The sequence below is a fragment of the Actinomadura oligospora ATCC 43269 genome (assembly GCF_000518265.1).
Classification (GTDB): domain Bacteria; phylum Actinomycetota; class Actinomycetes; order Streptosporangiales; family Streptosporangiaceae; genus Spirillospora; species Spirillospora oligospora.
Map to the genome: position 1 here is coordinate 762,471 of NZ_JADG01000003.1, position 22,904 is coordinate 785,374.

The 22,904-nt window shown below is 74.6% G+C and carries 2 protein-coding genes; both read left to right on the forward strand.

Annotation, left to right across the window (positions count from 1 at the left end; genetic code table 11):
- The gene (locus P696_RS0102970; RefSeq protein WP_026411165.1) at positions 1–11,529 is read left to right on the forward strand and encodes a type I polyketide synthase; all 11,529 of its coding nucleotides are present in this window, start codon (positions 1–3) and stop codon (positions 11,527–11,529) included.
- Positions 11,529–22,874, forward strand: coding sequence for a type I polyketide synthase (locus P696_RS0102975; RefSeq protein WP_026411166.1), 11,346 nt, complete (start codon positions 11,529–11,531; stop codon positions 22,872–22,874). The genes P696_RS0102970 and P696_RS0102975 overlap by 1 nt, the downstream gene beginning before the upstream one ends.
- The last annotated feature ends 30 nt before the right edge of the window (positions 22,875–22,904 follow it).

Below are 22,904 nucleotides of genomic sequence, written 5' to 3' on the forward strand. Positions count from 1 at the left end.
ATGGTCAGTGAGGAAAGGCTGGTCGAGGCCCTGCGCCGTGTCACCGCCGACCTGCACGACACCCGGCGGCGGCTGCGCGAGGCCGGGGACCGGGACGCCGAGCCGGTCGCCGTCGTGTCGGCGGCGTGCCGCTTCCCCGGCGGCGTGACGTCCCCGGAGGTGCTCTGGGACCTGCTCGCCGCCGGACGCGACGTGGCGGGCGCGTTCCCGGCCGACCGGGGCTGGGACCTGGACCGGCTGTTCGACCCCGATCCGGGCCGTCCCGGCACGAGCGTCGCGCGCGTCGGCGGCTTCCTCGACGACGCGGCCTTGTTCGACGCCGAGTTCTTCGGGATCAGTCCCCGCGAGGCCCTGACGCTCGACCCGCAGCAGCGCAAGCTGCTCGAGGTGTCGGCGGAGCTGCTGGAGCGCGCGGGCCTCGACGCGTCCGCGCTGAAGGGCAGCCGCACCGGCGTCTACGTCGGGACGGCGCTGCCCGGCTTCGGCACCCCGCACGTCGACCGGGACGCCGAGGGCCACCTGATCACCGGGAACGCCCCGAGCGTCCTGTCCGGGCGGATCGCCTACACCTTCGGGCTGGAGGGCCCGGCGGTGACGGTCGACACCGCCTGCTCGTCCTCGCTGGTCGCGATCCACCTCGCCTGCCACGCGCTCCGGCGGGACGAGTGCGCGCTCGCGCTGGCGGGCGGCGTCACCGTGATGTCCCAGCCGAACGTGTTCACCGAGTTCTCGCGGCAGCGCGGCCTCGCGCCCGACGGACGCTGCAAGGCGTTCGCGGCGGCGGCCGACGGCACCGGCTTCGCCGAGGGCGTCGGGCTCGTCCTGCTGGAGCGGCTGTCCGAGGCGCGCCGCAACGGCCACGAGGTGCTCGCGGTGATCCGCGGGTCCGCGGTCAACCAGGACGGCGCGAGCAACGGCCTGACCGCGCCGAACGGGCCGTCCCAGCGGCGGGTGATCCGCGCGGCGCTGGAGTCCGCGCGGCTGTCGCCCGCCGACGTGGACGCGGTGGAGGCGCACGGCACCGGCACGCGGCTCGGCGACCCGATCGAGGCGCGCGCTCTGCTGGCCGCCTACGGGCGGGACCGCGAGGACGGCCGCCCGCTCTGGCTCGGCGCGGTGAAGTCCAACCTCGGCCACACGCAGGGCGCGGCGGGCGTCGCGGGCGTGCTGAAGATGATCCTGGCGCTGCGGCACGAACGGCTGCCCGCGACCGTCCACCTCGACCGGCCCACGCCCGAGGTGGACTGGGACGAGGGCGGCGTCCGGCTGCTCACCGAGCCGGTTCCGTGGCCGCGCGGCGAGCGTCCGCGCCGGGCCGGGGTGTCGTCGTTCGGCATCTCCGGCACCAACGCCCACCTGATCCTCGAAGAGGCCCCGCCCCCGGAGCCCGTGCCCCCCGAGTCCGAGTCCCCGGCCGCGATGCCGGACGCGTCGCCCGCCGTCGTGGTGTGGCCGCTGTCGGCGCGCACTCCGCAGGCCCTCGCGGCCCAGGCACGCGCGCTCGCCGACCACGTGGACGGCCATCCCGAGTTCTCCGCCTCCGACCTGAGCCGGTCGCTCGCCCGGACCCGCACCTCGTTCGAGCACCGTGCCGTGCTCGTCGGCACCGGCCGCGACGAACAGCGCGCCGGGCTCGCCGCCCTCGCCGACGGCCGTCCCCACGCCGGACTGGTCGGCGCGTCCGGACCGGTTCGCGACGGCGACACGGCCTTCCTGTTCACCGGCCAGGGCAGCCAGCGGGCGGGCATGGGCCGCGAACTCCACCGCGAGCACCCCGCCTTCGCCGACGCCTTCGACGCCGTCTGCGCCCACCTGGACCCCCTGCTCGGCCGCCCGCTCCGCGACCTGGTCTTCACCCCGGACGACCCCGCCGACCTGGACCGGACGGGCCTGACGCAGGCGGCGCTGTTCGCGCTGGAGGTCGCGCTGTTCCGGCTCGTCGAGTCGTTCGGCGTCGTGCCCGGCTACCTGACCGGCCACTCGGTCGGCGAGATCGCCGCCGCGCACGTGGCGGGCGTGCTGTCGCTGCCGGACGCCTGCGCGCTGGTCGCCGCGCGCGGGAGCCTGATGCAGGCGCTGCCGCCCGGCGGCGCGATGGTCGCCGTGCGGGCGGCCGAGTCCGAGGTGCCGCCGCTTCTCGCCGGACGCGAGGACCGCGTCTCGCTCGCCGCCGTCAACGGCCCGGAGGCTGTGGTGATCTCCGGCGCGGAGGACGACGTCGAGGAGATCGCCGCCCGGCTCCGGGACTCCGGCCGCAAGACGCGGCGGCTGCGGGTCAGCCACGCGTTCCACTCGCCGCTGCTGGACCCGATGCTCGACGACTTCCGCGAGGTCGCCCGCGGCCTCGCCTACGCCGCGCCACGTCTTCCGGTCATCTCGAACCTGACCGGCGAGGTCGCCGGACCGGACCTGCTCGCCGACCCCGAGTACTGGGTACGGCACGTCCGGGAACCGGTCCGGTTCGGCGACGGTTTGCGCGCCCTTCGCGCCGAGGGGGTCGTCCGCTTCCTCGAACTCGGCCCGGCGCCCGTGCTCACCGCCATGGCGCGGGAGTGCCTGGCGGACGAGGGCCCCGGCGTGTTCGCCGCGACCCTGCGCGCGGACCGTCCCGAGGCCGGAACGTTCCTCACCGCGCTGGCGGAGCTGCACGCCGACGGCGCGGACGTGGACTTCGCCGCCGGGCTCCCGGCCGGTGCGCGCGCGGTTCCGCTGCCGACCTACCCGTTCCAGCGGCGGCGGTACTGGCGTCCCGTCCCGGACGCCGCCGTCGCCGAGGCCGGAGGGGTGCGTCCGGCGGGGCACCCGCTCCTCGGGACGGTCGTCGAGTCGGCCACCGGCGAGCTGCTCGCCACGGGACGCCTGTCCACGCGCACGCACGGCTGGCTGGCAGACCACGAGATCGCCGGGACCGTCCCGCTGCCCGCGACCGCCCTGCTCGAACTCGCGCTCGCCGCGTCCGCCCGCGCCGGATGCGACCTGATCGACGAGCTCACCCTGGAGGCCCCGCTTCCGCTGCCGTCCTCCGGCGGCGTCGACGTCCAGGCCGCGATCGCCGGCCCGGACGAGGACGGACGCCGGACGGTCGCGATCCACTCGCGCCGCACCGGCGACGAGACGTGGACCCGGCACGCCGTGGGAACGTGCTCGCGGGCGGACGACACCGAGCTCTCGGCCGTGCCGGGGGCGTGGCCGCCCGCCGGGGCCGTGCCGATCGACGTTGATGAGCTGTACGACCGCCTCGCCGAGCGGGGCTACCGGTACGGACCCGCCTTCCGGGGCGTCCGGACCGCGTGGCGGGACGGCGACGAGCTGTTCGCGGAGGTGGGGTCGTCTTCGGACGAGCATGGCGATCCACGCTCCTACGCCGTCCATCCGGCGCTGCTCGACGGCGCGTTCCACACGATCGACGAGCTCTTCCGGGAGGACGACGGGACGGTGCGGCTGCCGTACTCGTTCCGGGGCGTCCGCGTGCACAACCCCGGCCCCTCGCTGTTGCGCGTCCGCATCACGCCGCTCGACGCCGACGCCTTCAGCCTGGACGTCACCGGCCCGGACGACGCCCCGGCCCTCACCATCGACACGCTCGCCCTCCGGGCGGTGTCCGCCGAACGCTGGCGCGCCGCGCAGACCGCGACGGCCGACGTCCCATACCGGCTGACCTGGCGGCCACTGGACGTCCCGCCACCGACCGCCTCCGGATCCTGGACGGTCGCCGGGCCCGATGATCTCGGCTTGGACGGTGGCTCCGCCCATGCCGACCTCGCAGCCCTCCAAGCCTCGCTCGACACCGGGGCTCCGGCCCCTGACCTGGTACTGCTGACCCTCCAAGACGCGCCGGACGAGGACGGGGTGCCCGCGCGGGTCCGAGGTCATGTGGGCCGGGTGCTGGCCGGGCTTCAGACATGGCTGGCCGACGAGCGGCTCGCGGCGTCCCGGCTTGTCCTCGTGACGCGGGACGCCGTCGCCGCCGATCTCACGAACGCGCCCGTCTGGGGACTGGTCCGCGCGGCGCAGGCCGAACACCCGGGCCGCATCGCCGTCCTCGACCATGACGGGACGAGCGGCCCCGACGCCGTCCGGGCGGCCGTCGCCACAGGCGAGCCGCAGGTGGCCGTCCGTGCCGGGAAGGTTCTGGTCCCGCGCCTGGTCAAGGCCGCCGCGTCCCGGCCGGACGGCGGCGAGCCCGCCCGCCCGCTCGACCCCGACGGCACCGTCCTCATCACCGGCGGCACCGGAGCGCTCGGCCTCCTCGTCGCCCGGCACCTCGCCACCGCGCACGGCGCGCGGCACCTGCTGCTGGCCGGCCGCCGGGGCGACACGACCGGCGCCGCGGAGGCCCTCGCAGACCTGGACGCGGACGTCCGCGTCGCCGCCTGTGACGCCGCCGACCCGGACGCGCTGTCCGCGCTGCTCGCGTCGGTCCCGGCCGACCGTCCGCTCACCGCCGTCGTACACGCCGCCGGGATCGTCGACGACGGCGTCGTCACATCCCTGACCGGGCCGCGCCTCGACGCCGTCCTCGCGCCCAAGGTCGACGGCGCGTGGCACCTGCACCGGCTGACCCGGGAGCGCGACCTGGCGGCGTTCGTCCTGTTCTCCTCGGCCGCCGGGGTCCTCGGCAACGCGGGGCAGGGCAACTACGCCGCCGCGAACGCGTTCCTCGACGCCCTGGCCGAGCATCGCCGCGCCGAGGGCCTGCCCGCCGTCTCGCTCGCCTGGGGCCCCTGGGCGGCGGACGGAGGCATGGCGTCGACGCTCGCCGGGACCGACGCGGCGCGCATCAGCCGCTCCGGCCTCGTCCCCATGGCCCCCGACCAGGCCCTCGCGATGCTCGACACCGCGCTCTCCACCTCGGACGCGGCGCTGGTGCCCGTTCGGCTCGACCACGCCGCCCTGCGCGGGCAGGCCGCGTCCGGTGCGCTGCCGCCCGTCCTGCGGGGGCTGGTCCGCGCGCCCGCCACGCGCGCGGCGTCGTCCTGGGCCGAGCGCCTCGCCGCGCTGCCGGAGGCCGAGCGGGACCGAGCCCTCCGCGACACCGTCCGGGACCGCGTCGCGGCCGTCCTGGCCCACCCCGACCCGGGCGCCCTCGATCTCACCCGGCCGTTCCAGGACCTCGGCTTCGACTCGCTCACCGCCCTCGAACTCCGGACCGGCATCGGCGCCGCGACCGGCCTCACGCTGCCCAGCACGGCCGTCTTCGACCACCCGACCCCCGAGGCTCTCGTCAGGTACATCCGTTCGGAACTGCTTGGCCAGGCGACCGGCCGTCCCCGGCCCGTGACCTCGCCCTCGACCGCCGCGACCGACGAACCCGTGGCGATCGTCGGGATGGCGTGCCGCTTTCCCGGCGGGGTCGATTCCCCGGAGGCCCTCTGGGACCTGGTCGCGGGCGGCATGGACGCGGTCGGGGAGTTCCCGGGCAACCGCTCGTGGGACCTGGACGGCCTGTTCGACGACGACCCCGCGCGGTCCGGGCGCAGCTACACCCGCTCGGGCGGCTTCCTCCACGACGCGGACCAGTTCGACGCGGGATTCTTCGGGATCAGCCCGGTCGAGGCACTGGCCATGGACCCGCAGCAGAGGTTGCTGCTGGAGACGGCCTGGCAGGCGTTCGAACGCGCCGGACTGGACCCGGCGGCCCTGCGCGGCAGCCGGACGGGCGTGGTCGTCGGCGTGATGTACGACGACTACGGAAGCCGCTTCCTCGGACGGATACCACCGGACGTCGAGGGCCGCCTGATGCCCGGCAGCCTGCCGAGCGTCGCGTCCGGACGGGTCTCCTACACCTTCGGCCTGGAGGGCCCGGCGGTGACCGTGGACACGGCGTGCTCGTCGTCCCTGGTCGCGATGCACCTCGCAGCCCAGTCGCTCCGCCAGGGCGAATGTTCGCTCGCGCTGGCCGGAGGCGTGACGGTGATGTCCACGCCGAACACCTTCGTCGAGTTCTCGCGGCAGCGGGGTTTGTCGGCGGACGGTCGCTGTAAGGCGTTCTCGGCTTCGGCGGACGGCACTGGCTGGGCCGAGGGTGTCGGTTTGGTGGTGTTGGAGCGGCTGTCGGACGCGCGCCGCAATGGTCATCGTGTTCTGGCGGTGGTGCGTGGTTCGGCGATCAATCAGGACGGCGCGAGTAACGGGCTGACCGCGCCGAACGGGCCGTCGCAGGAGCGTGTGATCGGTGCGGCGCTGGCCAATGCCGGGTTGACGACGTCGGACATCGACGCGGTCGAGGCCCACGGGACCGGGACGGCACTGGGTGATCCGATCGAGGCGAACGCGTTGCTGGCCACCTACGGCAAGGACCGCCCCGAGGATCGTCCGCTGTGGCTCGGGACGGTGAAGTCGAACCTTGGCCACACGCAGGCTGCTGCGGGTGTTGCTGGTGTGATCAAGATGGTCATGGCCATGCGGAACGGCATGTTCCCCGCGACCCTGCATGTGGACGAGCCGTCACCGCACGTGGACTGGTCGTCGGGCGGTGTTCGGTTGTTGACCGAGCCGGTGGACTGGTCTCAGAACGGTCACCCGCGCCGCGCTGGCGTCTCCTCCTTCGGCTTCTCCGGCACCAACGCCCACCTCATCCTCGAAGAACCGCCCGAAGCGGAACCCGCCTCCCGTCCTGCGGAAGGCTCCGCGCCATGGGTGATCTCGGCACGTACCGAAGAGGCGCTGGCCGCGCAGGCTGAGTCGCTCGCCGCGCATCTGGCCGCGCGGCCCGCCCTGTCGTCGGCGGACGTGGGGTGGTCCCTGATCCGGACGCGGTCGGTCTTCGAGCACCGCGCCGTGGTGCTGGGCGACGACCAGCCGACGGCCCTGGCGGCGCTGGCGCGCGGCGAAGCGCATCCGGACGTCGTGACCGGAGTCGCCGAATCGGTGGATCCGGGCCCGGTGCTGGTGTTCCCGGGCCAAGGCTCGCAGTGGGCGGGGATGGGCGCGGCTCTCCTGGACGAGTCTCCGGTGTTCGCCGCGCGCATGGCCGAATGTGAACGCGCACTGCAGCCGCATGTGGACTGGTCACTGACCGAGGTGATCCGTGGCGATGGCTGTGAGCTGTCGCGTGTGGACGTGGTCCAGCCGGTGTTGTGGGCGGTGATGGTGTCGCTGGCGGCCGTCTGGGCTGATTACGGGGTGAAGCCCGCCGCGGTGATCGGGCACAGCCAGGGCGAGATCGCAGCGGCGTGCGTCGCAGGAGCCTTGTCGCTCGAAGACGCCGCCCGTGTCGTGGCGCTGCGCAGCAAGGCGCTTCGGCAACTGGCGGGCGGCGGCGCGATGGCCTCCCTCGGTGTCGGCGCCGATGAGGCGGAAGCGCTGCTGGTCGACGGTGTGGTGGTCGCTGCGGTCAACAGTCCGTCCGCCACGGTCGTCTCCGGGCCGCCCGACCAGGTCGCGAGGGTCGTGGCGTCCGCGCAGAGTCAGGGGCTCCGCGCGCGGATGATCGACGTCGACTACGCCTCGCATGGCCCGCAGGTGGACGAGATCGCCGACGCACTGCGCGCAGCGCTCGCCGGAATCGCCGGGACCGCCGCTGAGGTGCCGTTCTATTCGACCGTGACCGGGACCCGGATCGACACGACCACGCTCGACACCGAGTACTGGATCACCAACCTCCGGCAACCCGTCCGGTTCGCCGACACCATCAGCGGCCTCCTGGCGGACGGGCACGGCGTGTTCATCGAGGCCAGCCCCCATCCCGTCCTGACGCCCGGGATCGAGGAGTGCGCCGACAGGGCGGAAGCGCGCGCCGTCGCGCTGCCGACGATCCGCCGCGACCAGGGCGGGAGCGAGCAGATCGTCCGGGCGCTGGCCGGGGCGTTCACCGCCGGAGTCGAGATCGACTGGCCCCGGCGCCTTTCCGCCGACACCATGCCTGCCGTGGTCGATCTGCCCACCTACGCCTTCCAGCGCGAGCGGTACTGGCTCACCGGGGACCGCGGGGTCGCCGACGCCGCGGACCTCGGGCTCGGCGCGACGGGACACCCGGTCCTCGGGGCGGCGATGGACCTCGCCGACGGCGGCGGTCGGGTGCTCACGGGGCGGGTGTCCCGGCGCGGCCAGCCCTGGCTGGCCGACCACGTCATCGGCGGCGCGGTGCTCGTCCCGGGCGCGGCCCAGCTCGAATGGGTCCTGCGGGCGGCCGACGAGGTCGGCTGCACGCGCGTGGACGAGCTCGTCCTGCGCACGCCCCTCTCGGTCCCCGAGCCGGACGGCCTGAACGTCCAGGTCGTGGTCGGCGCGGCAGGCGAGGACGGACGCCGCGAGGTCGGCGTGTACTCGCGGGCCGATCACGACGCCGAGTGGACCTGCCACGCCACCGGAACGGTCGGACCGGAACCGGCGGAGCCGGGCGAGCCGACGGGAGCGTGGCCGCCACCCGGTGCCGAGCCGGTCGACATCGCCGACTTCTACGACGACACAGCAGGTGTGGGCTACGGCTACGGCCCCGCCTTCCAGGGAGTGCGGGCGGTGTGGCGGGACGGCTCCGACGTGCTCGCCGAACTCGAGCTCCCCGACCTCGTCCGGGACCTGGACGGGTTCGGCGTCCACCCGGCCCTCCTGGACGCCGCGCTGCACCCGCTGCTGCTGATCGGCGACTTCACCCGGGGACGGGTCTGGCTCCCGTTCACCTGGAGTGGTGTCGCGCTGCACGCCGTGGGCGCGACGGCGGTCCGTGTGCGCCTGTCGCCGCTGGGCGACGGCCTCGACCAGGGCGTTCGGGTGAGCGTCACGGACACGGCGGGCGCTCCCGTCCTGGACGTGGCGTCGGTCGCGCTCCGCGAAGCCGACGACCGGCGGTTGCGGGCGGCCGGGCCGCGCGGCACCGGCGACGTGTTCGCCGTCGAGTGGGTGCCCATAACAACGGACGCGGACGCCGACGCAGCCGGGCCGGAAGAATGCACGGTCGTCCAGGCTGCGACAGCCGAGGACGCGTTGTCGCAGGTCAAGGGCTGGCTTGCCGACAGGCCGTCCGGCGACGACGAGCGTCTGGTGGTCGTCACGCGCGGAGCTGTGGGCGAGCGGCCCGATCTGGACGCCGCGGCGGTGTGGGGCCTGGTCAGGAGCGTCCAGGCAGAGCACCCGGGACGCTTCGTCCTCGTCGACCTCGACGAGGCAGACGACGTCGGGGCGGCCCTGAGTTCCGGCGAACCGCAGGTGGCGGTGCGGAACGGCGAAGTCCTCGCGCCGCGTCTGGTCCGGTGCGGAACGCCGCGGGAGCTGGTCGGCCCGCCCGGCGCGCGGGCGTGGCGGCTCGGCATGTCCGGCCCGGCGACGCTGGACGAGATCTCCGCCGTCGCGGCCCCGGAGGCGCTCGCGCCGCTGGCGGACGGCCAGGTGCGGATCGAGGTCCGCGCGGCGGGCGTGAACTTCCGCGACGTCCTGATCGCCCTGGGCATGTACCCCGACGCGGACGGCGTCTTCTACGGCACCGAGGGCGCCGGGACCGTGGTCGAGACCGGTCCCGGAGTGACCGGGCTCGCGCCGGGCGACCGGGTGATGGGCATCGTCGGCGGCGCGTTCGGCCCGCTGGCGGTCGCGGACGCGCGGATGCTGACCCGGGTCCCGGACGGCTGGGACTTCGACGCCGCGGCGAGCGTCCCGGTGGCGTTCCTGACGGCCTGGTACGGACTGGTGGAACTGGCGGCGCTGAAGCCGGGCGAGTCGGTCCTGGTGCACGCCGCGACCGGCGGGGTCGGGATGGCGGCGGTGGGGATCGCGCGGCACCTCGGCGCGGAGGTGTACGCGACGGCGGGCCCGGCGAAGCATCCGGTGCTCGAGAAGTTGGGCGTCGACGAGCACCACCGCGCGTCGTCCCGCGACCTGGCCTTCGAGGACGCCTTCCGCGCCGCCACCGGCGGCCGGGGCGTGGACGTGGTGCTGAACAGCCTGGCCGGGGAGTTCACCGACGCGTCCCTGCGGCTCCTGGCCGAGGACGGCCGGTTCGTGGAGATGGGCAAGACCGACGTCCGCGCCGACACGGGCGTGCGCTACCGGGCGTTCGACCTCGTGCCCGACGCGGGTCCGGAGCTGATCCAGGTCATGCTGGAACAGCTGCGGCGGCTCTTCGAGGACGGCGTGCTGAAACCGCCGCCGGTGCAGAGCTGGCCGCTGGGCCAGGCCCGTGAAGCACTCCGGTTCATGAGCCAGGCCCAGCACACCGGCAAGATCGTCCTGGACGTCCCGGCGGCGTTCGATCCGGATGGGACGGTCCTGATCACCGGCGGCACCGGAACGCTGGGCGCGCTGGTCGCCGAGCACCTCGTCCGCGAAACGGGCGCGAAGCGCCTACTCCTGGTCAGCCGTCGCGGAGCCGACGCGCCCGGAGCGGCGGACCTGGCCGAGCGCCTTCCCGCGCGGGTCGAGTTCGCCGCGGCCGACATCGCCGACCCCGCGGCCGTGCGCGACCTGATCGCCGGTATCGGCCCGGCGCACCCGCTGACAGGCGTGATCCACGCGGCAGGCGCCGTCGACGACGGCCTCGTGGCCGACATGGACGCCGAGCGGTTGCGCCGGGTGTGGGGCCCGAAGGCGACTGGGCTCGCGAACCTGCATGCTGCGACCGAGGGCGTGAGGTTGAGCTTCTTCACGGTCTTCTCCTCGGCCGCTGCGACCCTCGGTAGCCCTGGGCAGGCGAACTACGCCGCCGCCAGCGCTTACTGCGACGCGCTCATCGCGCGCCGCCGCGCGGCCGGGTTGCCGGGCCAGTCCATCGGCTGGGGCCTATGGGAGCGGACGAGCGGCATGACCGAACACCTCACCGAAGCCGACCTCGCCCGCCTGCGGCGCGGCGGCCTCGCGCCGATCAGCGACGAGCAGGGCACCGCCCTCTTCGACCTCGCCTGCGCGGAGGGCGGCGCCCACGTCGTGGCGCTCAACCTCGACCCGCGCGCCTTGGCGGGGCAGCCGTCCGAAGCGGTGCCCGCGATCCTGCGCTCGCTGGTCGCGACGACCCTGGGCCGGACGCGGCCGACCGCGTCTGGCTCGAGCGGCGCGTCCGCCGACCTGACGACCCGCCTCGCCGGAATGCCCGACACCGAGCGGCGCGCCACCCTGCTGAGCCTGGTGCGTTCGCACGCCGCCGCAGTGCTCGGCCATCGGGAGGCGAGCGCCGTCCGGGCGGACGCCTCGTTCAAGGAGCTCGGCTTCGACTCCCTCAGCGCCGTCGAGCTGCGCAACCGGCTCGGCGCCGCGACCGGCCTGCGCCTGCCCGCCGCCCTCGCCTTCGACTACCCGCACGCCGCGCTGCTCGCCGACCACCTGGTGGAAAGGCTCGCCGTCGGCGGCGCGGCGCCACCGCCCGAGGACGACGTCGAGCCGCTGCTCGGCGACCTGGGCCGGGTCGAGGGTGTCCTCGCCGCGCGCACCCTGGACGACGCGGCGCGCGAGCGGGTCGCCCGGCGGCTGCGCGCGCTGCTCGCGAGCGTGGACGGCGGACGGTCCGCGTCCGCGACGGCCGCCGACGTCGAGGACGCGTCGGACGAGGAGATGTTCGCGCTCATCGACCAGCAACTGCGATCGTCGGGAGACGGGGACTGATGTCGGGCACCGAAGACAGGCTGCGGGAGTACCTCAAGCGGGTGACGGTCGACCTCGGGCGCACGCGGCAGCGCCTGCAGGAGGTGGAGGAGCGGCAGCGCGAGCCCGTCGCCGTGGTCGGCATGGCCTGCCGCTACCCCGGCGGCGTCCACTCGCCCGAGGACCTGTGGGACCTGGTGGCGGAGGGCCGGGACGCCGTCTCGGACTTCCCGCGCGACCGGGGTTGGGACCTGGACGCGCTCTACCACCCCGACCCCGACCACCCCGGCACCTGCTACACGCGCCAGGGCGGCTTCCTGGACGACGCGGACGCGTTCGACGCGGCGTTCTTCGGCATCAGCCCGCGCGAGGCGGCGGCGATGGAGCCGCAGCAACGGGTCCTCCTGGAGACCGCGTGGGAGACCGTCGAACGGGCGGGCGTCGACCCCCGCGCGCTGCGGTCCACGCCGACGGGCGTCTTCGTCGGCGCGGGCCTGCCCGGCTTCGGCCACCCGCACACCGACGAGCAGGACGAGGGCTACCAGCTGACCGGCAACGCCCTGAGCGTCCTGTCCGGCCGGGTCTCCTACACCCTCGGCCTGGAGGGCCCGGCGGTGACGGTGGACACGGCGTGCTCGTCCTCGCTGGTGGCGATCCATCTCGCGTGCCGGTCGCTGCGGCAGGAGGAGTGCTCGCTAGCGCTGGCGGGCGGCGTGACCGTGCTGACCACGCCCGGCGGCTTCACCGAGTTCTCACGGCAGCGCGGCCTCGCGCCCGACGGCCGCTGCAAGTCCTTCGCGGCGTCGGCCGACGGCACCGGATTCGCCGAGGGCGTCGGGGTGCTCCTGCTGGAGCGGCTGTCGGACGCCCGGCGCAACGGCCGCCGGATCCTGGCGGTGATCCGCGGCTCGGCCGTCAACCAGGACGGCGCGAGCAACGGGCTGACCGCGCCGAACGGGCCGTCCCAGCGGCGGGTGATCCGCGCGGCCCTCACCGCCGCCGACCTGTCCGCCGCCGAGGTCGACGCGGTCGAGGCACACGGCACGGGCACGACCCTCGGCGACCCGATCGAGGCCGACGCGGTCCTCGCGACCTACGGGCAGGGCCGCCCGGACGACCGTCCGCTGTGGCTGGGCTCGGTGAAGTCGAACCTCGGGCACACGCAGGGCGCGGCGGGCGTGGCCGGTGTGATCAAGATGGTGATGGCGGTGCGCCACGGCGTGCTGCCCGCGACGCTGCACGTGGACGAGCCGTCGTCGCACGTGGACTGGTCGTCCGGCGCCGTCCGGCTGCTGACGGGCGCGGTGGAGTGGCCGCGTGAGGGCCGTCCGCGCCGCGCCGGGGTCTCGGCGTTCGGGATGTCCGGCACCAACGCCCACCTGATCGTCGAACAGGCCCCCGAACCGGAACCGGAACCGGACACCGAGCGCGCCGAGCCGACCGGGTCGGCGCCCTGGGTGGTGTCGGCGAAGTCCTCCGAGGCGTTGCGCGCCCAGGCCGCGGGCCTGGCTGAGCACATCACCGCCCGCCCGGCACTGTCCTCGGCGGACGTCGGGTGGTCGCTGATCAAGACGCGTTCGGTGTTCGAGCACCGCGCGGTGGTGCTGGGGGAGGACCGAACCGCCGCCCTGCCAGCCCTGGCCGAAGGCGCGGCGCATCCGGACGTGGTGACCGGGCTCGCCGAGCAGATCGATCCCGGCCCGGTGCTGGTGTTCCCGGGCCAGGGATCGCAGTGGGCCGGGATGGGCGCGGCTCTTCTGGACGAGTCGCCGGTGTTCGCCGCACGCATGACCGAATGCGAGCAGGCATTGGCCCCGCACGTGGACTGGTCGTTGACCGACGTCATTCGTGGCGACGGTTCGGAACTGTCGCGCGTGGACGTCGTCCAGCCCGTCCTTTGGGCTGTGATGGTTTCTCTGGCGGCTGTCTGGGCTGATCATGGTGTGAAGCCAGCCGCAGTGGTCGGGCACAGCCAAGGCGAGATCGCCGCCGCGTGCGTCGCCGGGGCCTTGTCGCTTGAGGACGCGGCGCGCGTCGTGGCGCTCCGCGGCAAGGCGTTGCGTCGGCTGGCGGGCGGCGGGGCGATGGCCTCGATCGGCGTGGGGCAGGAGCGCGCGGCCGGGCTGCTGGCAGACCTTCCGGATGTCACGGTCGCGACGGTCAACAGTCCGTCCGCCACGGTTGTCTCCGGGCCTCCGGACCAGGTCGCCGCAGTCGTGGCCATTGCACAGAACCAAGAGCTCCGCGCGCGGATGATCGACGTCGACTACGCCTCGCACGGCCCGCAGGTGGACGAGATCGCCGACGAACTGCGCGCAGCCCTTGCCGGAATCGCCGGGACCGCCGCTGAGGTGCCGTTCTATTCGACCGTGACCGGGACCCGGATCGACACGACCACGCTCGACACCGAGTACTGGATCACCAATCTGCGCCAGCCGGTTCGTTTCGCGGACGCCGTCGAGGCGCTGTCGGCGGACGGCTTCCGCGTCTTCATCGAGTCCAGCCCCCACCCCGTCCTGACGCCGGGGATCGAGGAGTGCGCCGAGCAGGCGGGCGTACGGGTGGCCGCGTTGCCGACGATCCGCCGCGACCAGGGCGGGACGGCGCAGGTCGTTCGGGCGTTGGCCGAGGCGTTCACGGCCGGGGCCGACGTCGACTGGACGGCCCTCTTCCCGGGCGATCCCGCGCCTCTCCTCGTCGATCTCCCCACCTACCCCTTCCAGCGGACGCGGTTCCGGCTGGCTCGCGGCGGTCCCTGCGCCGGTGACCCGGCCGGGCTCGGGCTGGCGGCGGTCGGGCATCCCGTCCTCGGGGCGGCCGTCGAACCGGCCGGGACGGGCGAGCGGCTGCTGACCGGCCGGGTGTCGCGGCGGGACCTGCCCTGGCTCGCGGACCACGAGGTCTCGGGGCGTCCGCTGGTCCCGGGCGCGGCGCTGGTGGAGTGGGCGCTGCGCGCGGCCGACGAGGTCGGCTGCGCCGGGATCGAGGAACTCGTCCTGCACGCGCCCACGGTCCTGCCCGCGTCGGGGGAGCTCAACGTCCAAGTGGCGGTCGGCGGACCCGAGGCCGAGGACGACGGACGCCGCGCCGTCCGCGTGTACTCCCGGCCGGGCGACGGCGGGGAATGGGTGTGCAACGCGAGCGGCTTCCTCAGCGACGCGCCTGCCCCACGGCCGGTGACGGACGGCGAGGAAGCGTGGCCGCCGCAGGGCGCGGAACCCGTCGACACCGAGGGGCTTTACGCTCAGGCCGCCGCGCGGGGCTACGACTACGGACCGGCGTTCCAGGGCGTCCGGGCCGTGTGGCGTCGCGGCGACGAGCTGTTCGCCGACGTGCGCCTGCCCGAGGAGGCGGGCTCGGCGGACGGGTTCGGCGTTCACCCGGCACTGCTGGACGCGGCGCTGCATCCGCTGCTGCCGTTGGCGGCGTCCAGCGACGGCACGTTGTCGTTGCCTTTCAGCTGGAGCGGTGTGGTGCTGCACGCCACGGCCGCGACCTCGATCCGGGTGACGGTGTCGCCCCTGGAGGGCGGCCAGGCGTTCCGGCTGGCGGCGACCGACCCGGCGGGCGCGCCGGTCTTCGACGTGGACGCGATGGCCGTGCGTCCCGCCGACCTGCGAGGCGTCGCATCGTCCGCCGACCTCGACGTGCGCGGCCTGTTCGTCCTGGACTGGACGCCGCTCCGGACGCCGCTCCGGCCGGACACCCGAACCTGGCTCGACCTGAACGACGTGAACGACCTGGAAACCGGCGCGGACGTGCCCGCGATCGTGATCGCCCCGGTCGACACGGCGGAAGGGAGCGGGATCGCGGCCACCGAGCGGACCCTCGCCCTGCTGCGGCGGTGGCTGGACGCCCCGGACCTCGCCGACAGCGTGCTCGCGCTGGTGACGCGCGGAGCGGTCGCGACCGACGACCCCGATCCGGCGGGCGCGGCGGTGTGGGGCCTGGTCCGCAGCGCCCAGGCGGAACACCCGGGCCGGTTCGCGCTCGTCGACGCCGACGGCGACACCGACCACGCGACGGTCGCCGGACTCCTGGATCCCGACGAGCCGCAGATGGCGATCCGCGCCGGTGCGCCCCTCGTACCACGACTCGCGCGCGCCCGCGCGAACACCGCCCCCGAGACCGGTGCCCCCGAGGAGACCGGTGCCCTCGATCGGGACGGGACCGTCCTGATCGTCGGCGGGACGGGCGTTCTCGGCGGGCTGGTCGCCGAACACCTCGTCCGCTCGGGCCGCGTCCGCCACCTGCTGCTCGCCGGACGGCGCGGCCCGGACGCCTCCGGCGCGGCGGAACTCGCCGAGCGCCTGACCGGCCTCGGCGCGGAGGTCGAGATCGCCGCGCTCGACGTCGCCGACCCGGACGCCGTGACGGCCCTCGTCGACGGCGTCGACCCGGCGTGTCCGCTGACCGGGGTCGTCCACGTGGCCGGGGTGCTCGACGACGCCGTGCTCACCTCCCAGACCGCCGAGAGCCTCGCCCGCGTGTGGTCGGCGAAGGCCACAGGCGCGGCCAACCTGGACGCCGCGACCGAACATCTGCCGCTTCGCATGTTCGTGATGTTCTCGTCCGCGGCGGCCCTTCTGGGCAGCCCAGGGCAGGCCAACTACGCCGCCGCGAACGCCTTCTGCGACGCCCTCGCCCAGCGCCGCCGCGCCCGGGGGCTCGCGGGATCGTCGGTGGCATGGGGCCTCTGGGCCGACTCCAGCGCCATGACGGGCGAACTCGCCGAAGCCGACCTCGCGCGCATGCGGCGCGGCGGCATCGGCCCGCTGGCCGCCGAGCGCGCGCTCGCCCTGTTCGACGCCGCCCTGCGGTCGGGACGGCCGAACGTGGTGGCGGCCGAGCTGGACCCGCGCTCGATCCGTGCCGACGACGTTCCGGTCGTCCTGCGCGGGCTGGCCGACCGCCCCCGCCGCCGCGCGGCGGCCGACGCGGTCGCCGGCGCGGCCGACGAGATCGCGCGCCTGGACCCGGAGCGGCGGCGCGACATGCTGACCGGGCTCGTCCTGGAACGCGCGGCGATCGTGCTCGGGCACGCCTCCCCGGACGCGGTCGACCCCGACGTCCGGTTCAAGGACCTCGGCCTGGACTCGCTGACGGCCGTCGAGCTGCGCAACGGCCTGTCGACCGCGACCGGCCTGCGCCTGCCCGCGACGCTGGTCTTCGACCACCCGACGCCACGGGCCCTGGGCGAACACCTCGCCTCCCGGTTCGCGCCGGGCCGCACGACCGCCCGCGCCCGGGTGGCCGTCCGGTCGGACGAACCCGTGGCGATCATCTCGATGGCGTGCCGGTACCCCGGCGGCGTCGCCACCCCGGAGGATCTGTGGCGGCTGGTCTCCCAGGGCGAGGACGCCGTCGGGGCGTTCCCCACCGACCGGGGCTGGGACCTCGGCGCGCTACACCACCCCGACGCCGACCACCCCGACGCCGACCGTCCCGGCGGCACCTATGCCCGGCACGGCGGCTTCCTCGACGACCCGATGGGGTTCGACGCCGAGTTCTTCGGCGTCAACCCGCGCGAGGCCCTGGCCGCCGACCCGCAGCAGCGGCTCCTCCTCGAGGCGGCCTGGGAGACCTTCGAACGCGCGGGCCTCGCCCCGAACTCCCTGAAGGGCACGGCGACCGGCGTCTACACGGGCGTGATGTACCACGACTACGGCAGCGGGAGCGCCACGCGCGACCCGCGCCTGGAGGGTTACGGCTGGCTGGCCGGTTCGGGCAGCGCGCTGTCCGGCCGGGTGTCCTACACGCTCGGGCTGGAGGGCCCGGCGGTGACCGTGGACACGGCGTGCTCGTCGTCGCTGGTGGCGATGCACCTGGCCTGCCAGGCCCTCCGCCAGGGCGAATGCGATCTCGCCCTGGCGGGCGGCGTGACCGTGATGGCGACGCCTGACCAGTTCGTCGACTTCGCCCGGCAGCGCGGCCTCGCCCTGGACGGACGCTGCAAGGCCTTCGCGGCGTCCGCCGACGGGACGGGCCTGTCGGAGGGCCTCGGCCTGATCCTGCTGGAGAAGCTGTCGGACGCGCGGCGCAACGGCCACCGCGTCCTCGGAGTGATCCGGGGTTCGGCGGTGAACCAGGACGGCGCGAGCAACGGGCTGACCGCGCCGAACGGCCCCTCCCAGGAGCGGGTGGTCGGCGCGGCGCTGGCGTCCGCCGGGCTGTCGCCCTCCGAGGTGGACGCGGTCGAGGCGCACGGCACGGGCACGCCGCTCGGCGACCCGATCGAGGCGCAGGCGGTGCTGGCGACGTACGGCGAAGGCCACTCCGCCGACCGTCCGCTGTGGCTCGGGTCGATCAAGTCCAACATCGGGCACGCCCAGGCCGCCGCGGGCGTGGCGGGCGTGATCAAGATGGTGATGGCGATGCGGCACGGCCTGCTGCCCGTGTCGCTGCACATCGACGAGCCGACTCCGCACGTGGACTGGACGGGCGACACGGTCCGGCTGCTGACCGGGGCGCGGGAGTGGCCGCGGGCCGGCCGTCCGCGCCGCGCGGGCGTCTCGTCGTTCGGCGCGTCCGGCACGAACGCCCACGTGATCATCGAGGAGGGCGCGGCCGAGCCCGTCGAGGACGCGCCGGACGGCCCGTCCGAGGTGGTGCCGTGGGTGGTGTCGGCGCGCGGCCGTGCGGCCCTGGACGCCCAGGTTCGGCACTTGAAGGACTTCGTGACCGCGAACGACCCGTCCCCGGCCGACGTGGGCCGGTCGCTGCTGCGATCGCGTGCGCTGTTCGAGCACCGCGTGGTCGCGGTGGGGGAGACACGGGACGAACTCCTCGCGGCCCTACGAACCGACGCCCTCCCCGAACGAGCGGACGGCGACCTGGTGTGGCTGTTCAGCGGCCAGGGCAGTCAGCGCGTCGGGATGGCCGCGGGCCTGCACAAGCGCTTCCCGGTGTTCGCCCGGGCCTTTGACGAGGTCTGCGGTTTGCTGAACCCGGGCTTGGAAAGCGATCTGGCGTCGGTCGTGTTCGGCGGCGAGCGCGAAGTGCTGGATCACACGACGTTCGCGCAGGCAGGGCTGTTCGCCGTTCAAGTTGCGACGGCTCGGCTGCTGAACTCGATGGGCGTCGTCCCGGACGTGGTGATCGGCCATTCGATCGGCGAGGTGGCCGCCGCGCACGTCGCAGGAGTGCTCGACCTGGAGGACGCGTGCCGTCTGGTCGCGGCGCGCGCCACGCTCATGGGACGGCTGCCCACCGGCGGCGCGATGGTCGCCGTCCAAGCCGATCCGTCCGAGCTCGAAGGGAGCCTGCCGGACGGGGTGAGCGTCGCGACGATCAACACCCCCGACAGCACGGTCGTCTCGGGCCCGTCCGACCTGGTGGCCGAGGTGGAGGCCGAGTGGTCCGGACGTGGTCGCAAGACCAGGCGGCTCAGCGTGAGCCACGCCTTCCATTCGGCGCTGATGGACCCGATGCTGCCCGACTTCGCCCAGGCGATCGGCGGGATCTCCTTCGCCGAGCCCTCCATCCCGCTGATGAGCACCCTCACCGGCGAACCCGCTGGCGAGAACATCACGACCGCCGACTACTGGGTGCGGCAGGTGCGCGAGCCGGTCCGCTTCCATGCGGCCGTCACGCGGGTCGCGGACGACGCGGGCGCGTTCCTGGAAATCGGCCCGGACCCGGTGCTCGCCACCGCCGCACAGCATGTCGTGGACGGAGTGGTCTCCGTCTCTGTCCTCAACCGGGCCCAGCCGGACGCCGTCGCCTTCGGGCAGGCGTTGGGGCGCCTGCATTCCGGCGGTGTCGGCGTCGACTGGACGCCGTGGTTCCGCGCCGAGGCCCGCCCGCGAGTCGTCGACCTGCCGACCTACGCCTTCCAGCGCGAGCGGTTCTGGCTGGGAGGCCGGGAGCGGCAGGGCCCGGAGACCGTGCTGGAGCGCGCCGACGGCGGCTACGTCCTCAGCGGGGAGATCTCCGCCGTCCAGGGCGGCTGGCCGTCCGAGCACGTCATCGGCGGGACGGTCCTCCTGCCCGGCACCGCCCTGCTCGCGTGGGCGCTCCGGGCGGCGGACGAGTCGGGCTGCGCCGGCGTGGAGGAGCTGACCCTGCGGGCCCCGCTCGTCCTGCCGCGGAACGCTCGGGTCACCGTTCAGGTGACGGTCGGGGCGGCCGAGGAGGACGGTCGGCGCGACCTGCGGATCCACTCGCGGCAGGACGACGAGTGGTCGTGCCATGCGTCCGGCACCCTGACGACCGACCCGGGCGTGGGCGCGTCCGAGCAGCCGACCGGGCAGTGGCCTCCGTCCGGAGCGGAACCGCTGGACGTCACGGGCTTCTACGCGGAGGCCCTGGCGGCGGGCTACGAGTACGGGACGTCCTTCCAGGGGCTCAGTGCGGCGTGGAGACACGGTGACGATCTACTGGCCGAGGTCGTCCTGCCCGAGGGATCGGGCGAAGCGCCCGGCTACGGCCTGCATCCCGCCCTGCTGGACGCGGCCCTGCATCCGCTGCTGGCCGACCGGCCGCACGGTGGTGAGATTTGGCTGCCGTTCGCCTGGAGCGGGGTGGCGCTGCACGCCGTCGAGGCGAGCGCCGTCCGCGTGCGGTTGTCCCGCGACGGTGACGAGGTGCGGCTCGTGGTGACCGACACCGCCGACACGCCCGTCCTCACCGCGGAGTCGGTCCTCATGCGTCCGGCCGATCCGAAGCGGTTCCGCCGGGGCGTTCGCGGCCTGTTCTCCCTCGACTGGCGGCGGGTCATCGAGCTGGACGGCGCCGTCCCGCAGGACGTCGACGTGGTCGAGTCCGGGACGGCCGAGGACGCGTTGTCGCAGGTGAAGGGCTGGCTGGCGGGGCCCGGTTCGGCGGATCGGCGGCTCGTGGTCGTCACGCGCGGAGCGGTCGGCGACAGCCCGGATCCGGACGCGGCGGCGGTCTGGGGCCTCGTGCGAAGCGCGCAGGCGGAACACCCCGGACGTTTCTTCTTGGCAGACCTCGACGCGGAGGCCGACGTCGAAACGGCCCTGCGTGTCGGCGAACCGCAGGTGGCGGTCCAGGACGGCGCCATCCTGGTGCCGCGCCTTGTGCGATGTGGCGCACCGGCGGAACTGGCCGCCCCGGCGGGGGAACGCGCCTGGCGCCTGACCGCCGAAGGCGCGACGACTCTGGAGGACGTCTCGGTCGTCCCGTGCCCAGAGGTCCTGGAGCCCCTCAAGGAAGGTCAGGTCCGCGTTGAGGTGCACGCGGCCGGGGTGAACTTCCGTGACGTGTTGATCGCGTTGGGCATGGTCCCGGGCTTCGGCGGCATCGGAGGCGAGGGCGCGGGTGTCGTGGTGGAGGTCGGCCCGGAGGTGGCCGGGTTCGCGGTGGGCGACCGGGTGATGGGCCTGTTCCCGGGCGCGTTCGGCCCGGTGGCGATCGCCGACGCGCGCTCGCTCGTGCGGATGCCCGACGGGTGGGGGTGGCAGGACGCGGCGGGCGTCGCGGTGGCGTTCCTGAGCGCCTGGTTCGGCCTGGTGGATCTCGCCGGTCTCCATGCGGGGCAGTCGGTGCTGATCCACGCGGCGACCGGCGGCGTCGGTCGGGCAGCGGTGCAGATCGCCCGCTTGCTGGGAGCGGAGGTCTTCGCGACGGCGGGCCCCGCCAAGCAGGAGTTGCTCGCTGAACTGGGCATTGATGAGGAGCACCGCGCGTCGTCCCGTGATCTGGAGTTCGAGGCGAAGTTCCGCGCGGCGACCGGTGGCCGAGGTGTGGACGTCGTCCTGAACAGCCTCGCGGGCGAATTCATCGACGCGTCGCTGCGCCTGCTCGCCCAAGGTGGCCGCTTCGTCGAACTCGGCAAGACCGACCTCCGCGAGGACCCGGGGGTCTGGTATCGGGCGTTCGACCTGGCCACCGACGTGCCTCCGGAACGCATCGCCGCCATGCTGGACGAGCTGCGTGAGCTGTGGGTCTCCGAGCGCCTCCAGCCTTTGCCGGTGCAGAGCTGGCCGCTCGGCCAGGCGCGTGAGGCGTTCCGGTTCATGAGCCAGGCCAAGCACACCGGGAAACTCGTCCTGGACGTCCCGGCGGCGTTCGACCCCGACGGGACCGTCCTGATCAGCGGCGGCACCGGAACCCTCGGCGCACTGGTCGCCGAGCACCTCGTCACCGCGTGGGGCGCGCGGCATCTGGTGCTCGTCAGCCGCCGTGGCGAGGACGCGCCGGGCCTGCGAGAGCTCGTGACCCGGTTGGGCGTGGACGTGAAGGTCGCCGCCGCCGACATCGCGGACGGCGACGCCCTGCGCGACCTGATCGCCAGCATCGACCCAGCGCATCCGCTCACCGGAGTGATCCACGCCGCGGGTGCCGTCGACGACGGCCTGGTGACCGATCTCGACGCCGACCGCTTGCGTCGAGTGTGGGGCCCGAAGGCGACCGGACTCGCGAACCTCAATGCCGCGACCGAGGGCATGAGGCTGAGCTTCTTCACGGTCTTCTCCTCGGCCGCCGCCACCCTCGGTAGCCCCGGGCAGGCCAACTACGCCGCCGCCAACGCCTACTGCGACGCGCTCATCGCGCGCCGCCGCGCCGATGGGCTGCCCGGACAGTCCATCGGCTGGGGCCTATGGGAGCGGACGAGCGGCATGACCGAACACCTCACCGAAGCCGACCTCGCCCGCCTGCGGCGCGGCGGGCTCCGGCCGCTGGCGTCCGGCCACGCCCTCACACTGCTGGACGAGGCGGTGCGGGACGGACGCGCCCGTCTCACGGCGTTCGACCTCGACGCGGCCGCGCTCTCGGCGGCCGAGGACGTCCCCGCCATGCTGCGCGAACTCACCGTCCGGCCCGCCCACCGGCCGTCCGCGGCGGGCGCTCAGGTGAGGACCGGACAGCTCGCGGCGCAACTCGCGGGATTGCCCGCGGACGAACAGCGCGAGCTGCTCCTGTCGGTCGTCCGCACGCAGGCGGCCTCGGCGCTCGGCCACCCGGACGCCGGGTCGGTCCGTCCGGACACGAACTTCAAGGATCTCGGGTTCGACTCGCTCACAGCGGTCGAGCTGCGCAACCGGCTCGCGGCCGCGACGGGCCTCCGCCTGCCGCCGGCCCTGGTGTTCGACTACCCCGATCCGGCGGGCCTCGCGGAGTACCTGCGCGGACGCCTCGCCCCCGACGGGGCCGCGCCGTCCGGGGCGACGGCCATCGACGACGCGCTCGACGAGGTGGCCAGGCTCGAGAGCATCCTGGCCGCGCTTCCCGGCGACGGAACGGATCCGAGCGCGGTCACGGCGCGCCTGGAGGCACTGCTCGGCACCTGGAAGGCGGCGCGCGAGCGGGCCAACGGGTCCGCTGACGCCGCCCGGCGGCTCGAGACGGCGGACACCGACCAGGTGCTCGACTTCATCACCAACGAACTCGGGATGTCCTGACGCGCGAAGGCCCGCGTCCCGTCCTGCGGG

Bases quoted from the DNA above. Each gene is read 5' to 3' on its own strand.
- P696_RS0102970 (WP_026411165.1), top strand. From the start codon at position 1: ATGGTCAGTGAGGAAAGGCTGGTCGAGGCCCTGCGCCGTGTCACCGCC.
- P696_RS0102975 (WP_026411166.1), top strand. From the start codon at position 11,529: ATGTCGGGCACCGAAGACAGGCTGCGGGAGTACCTCAAGCGGGTGACG.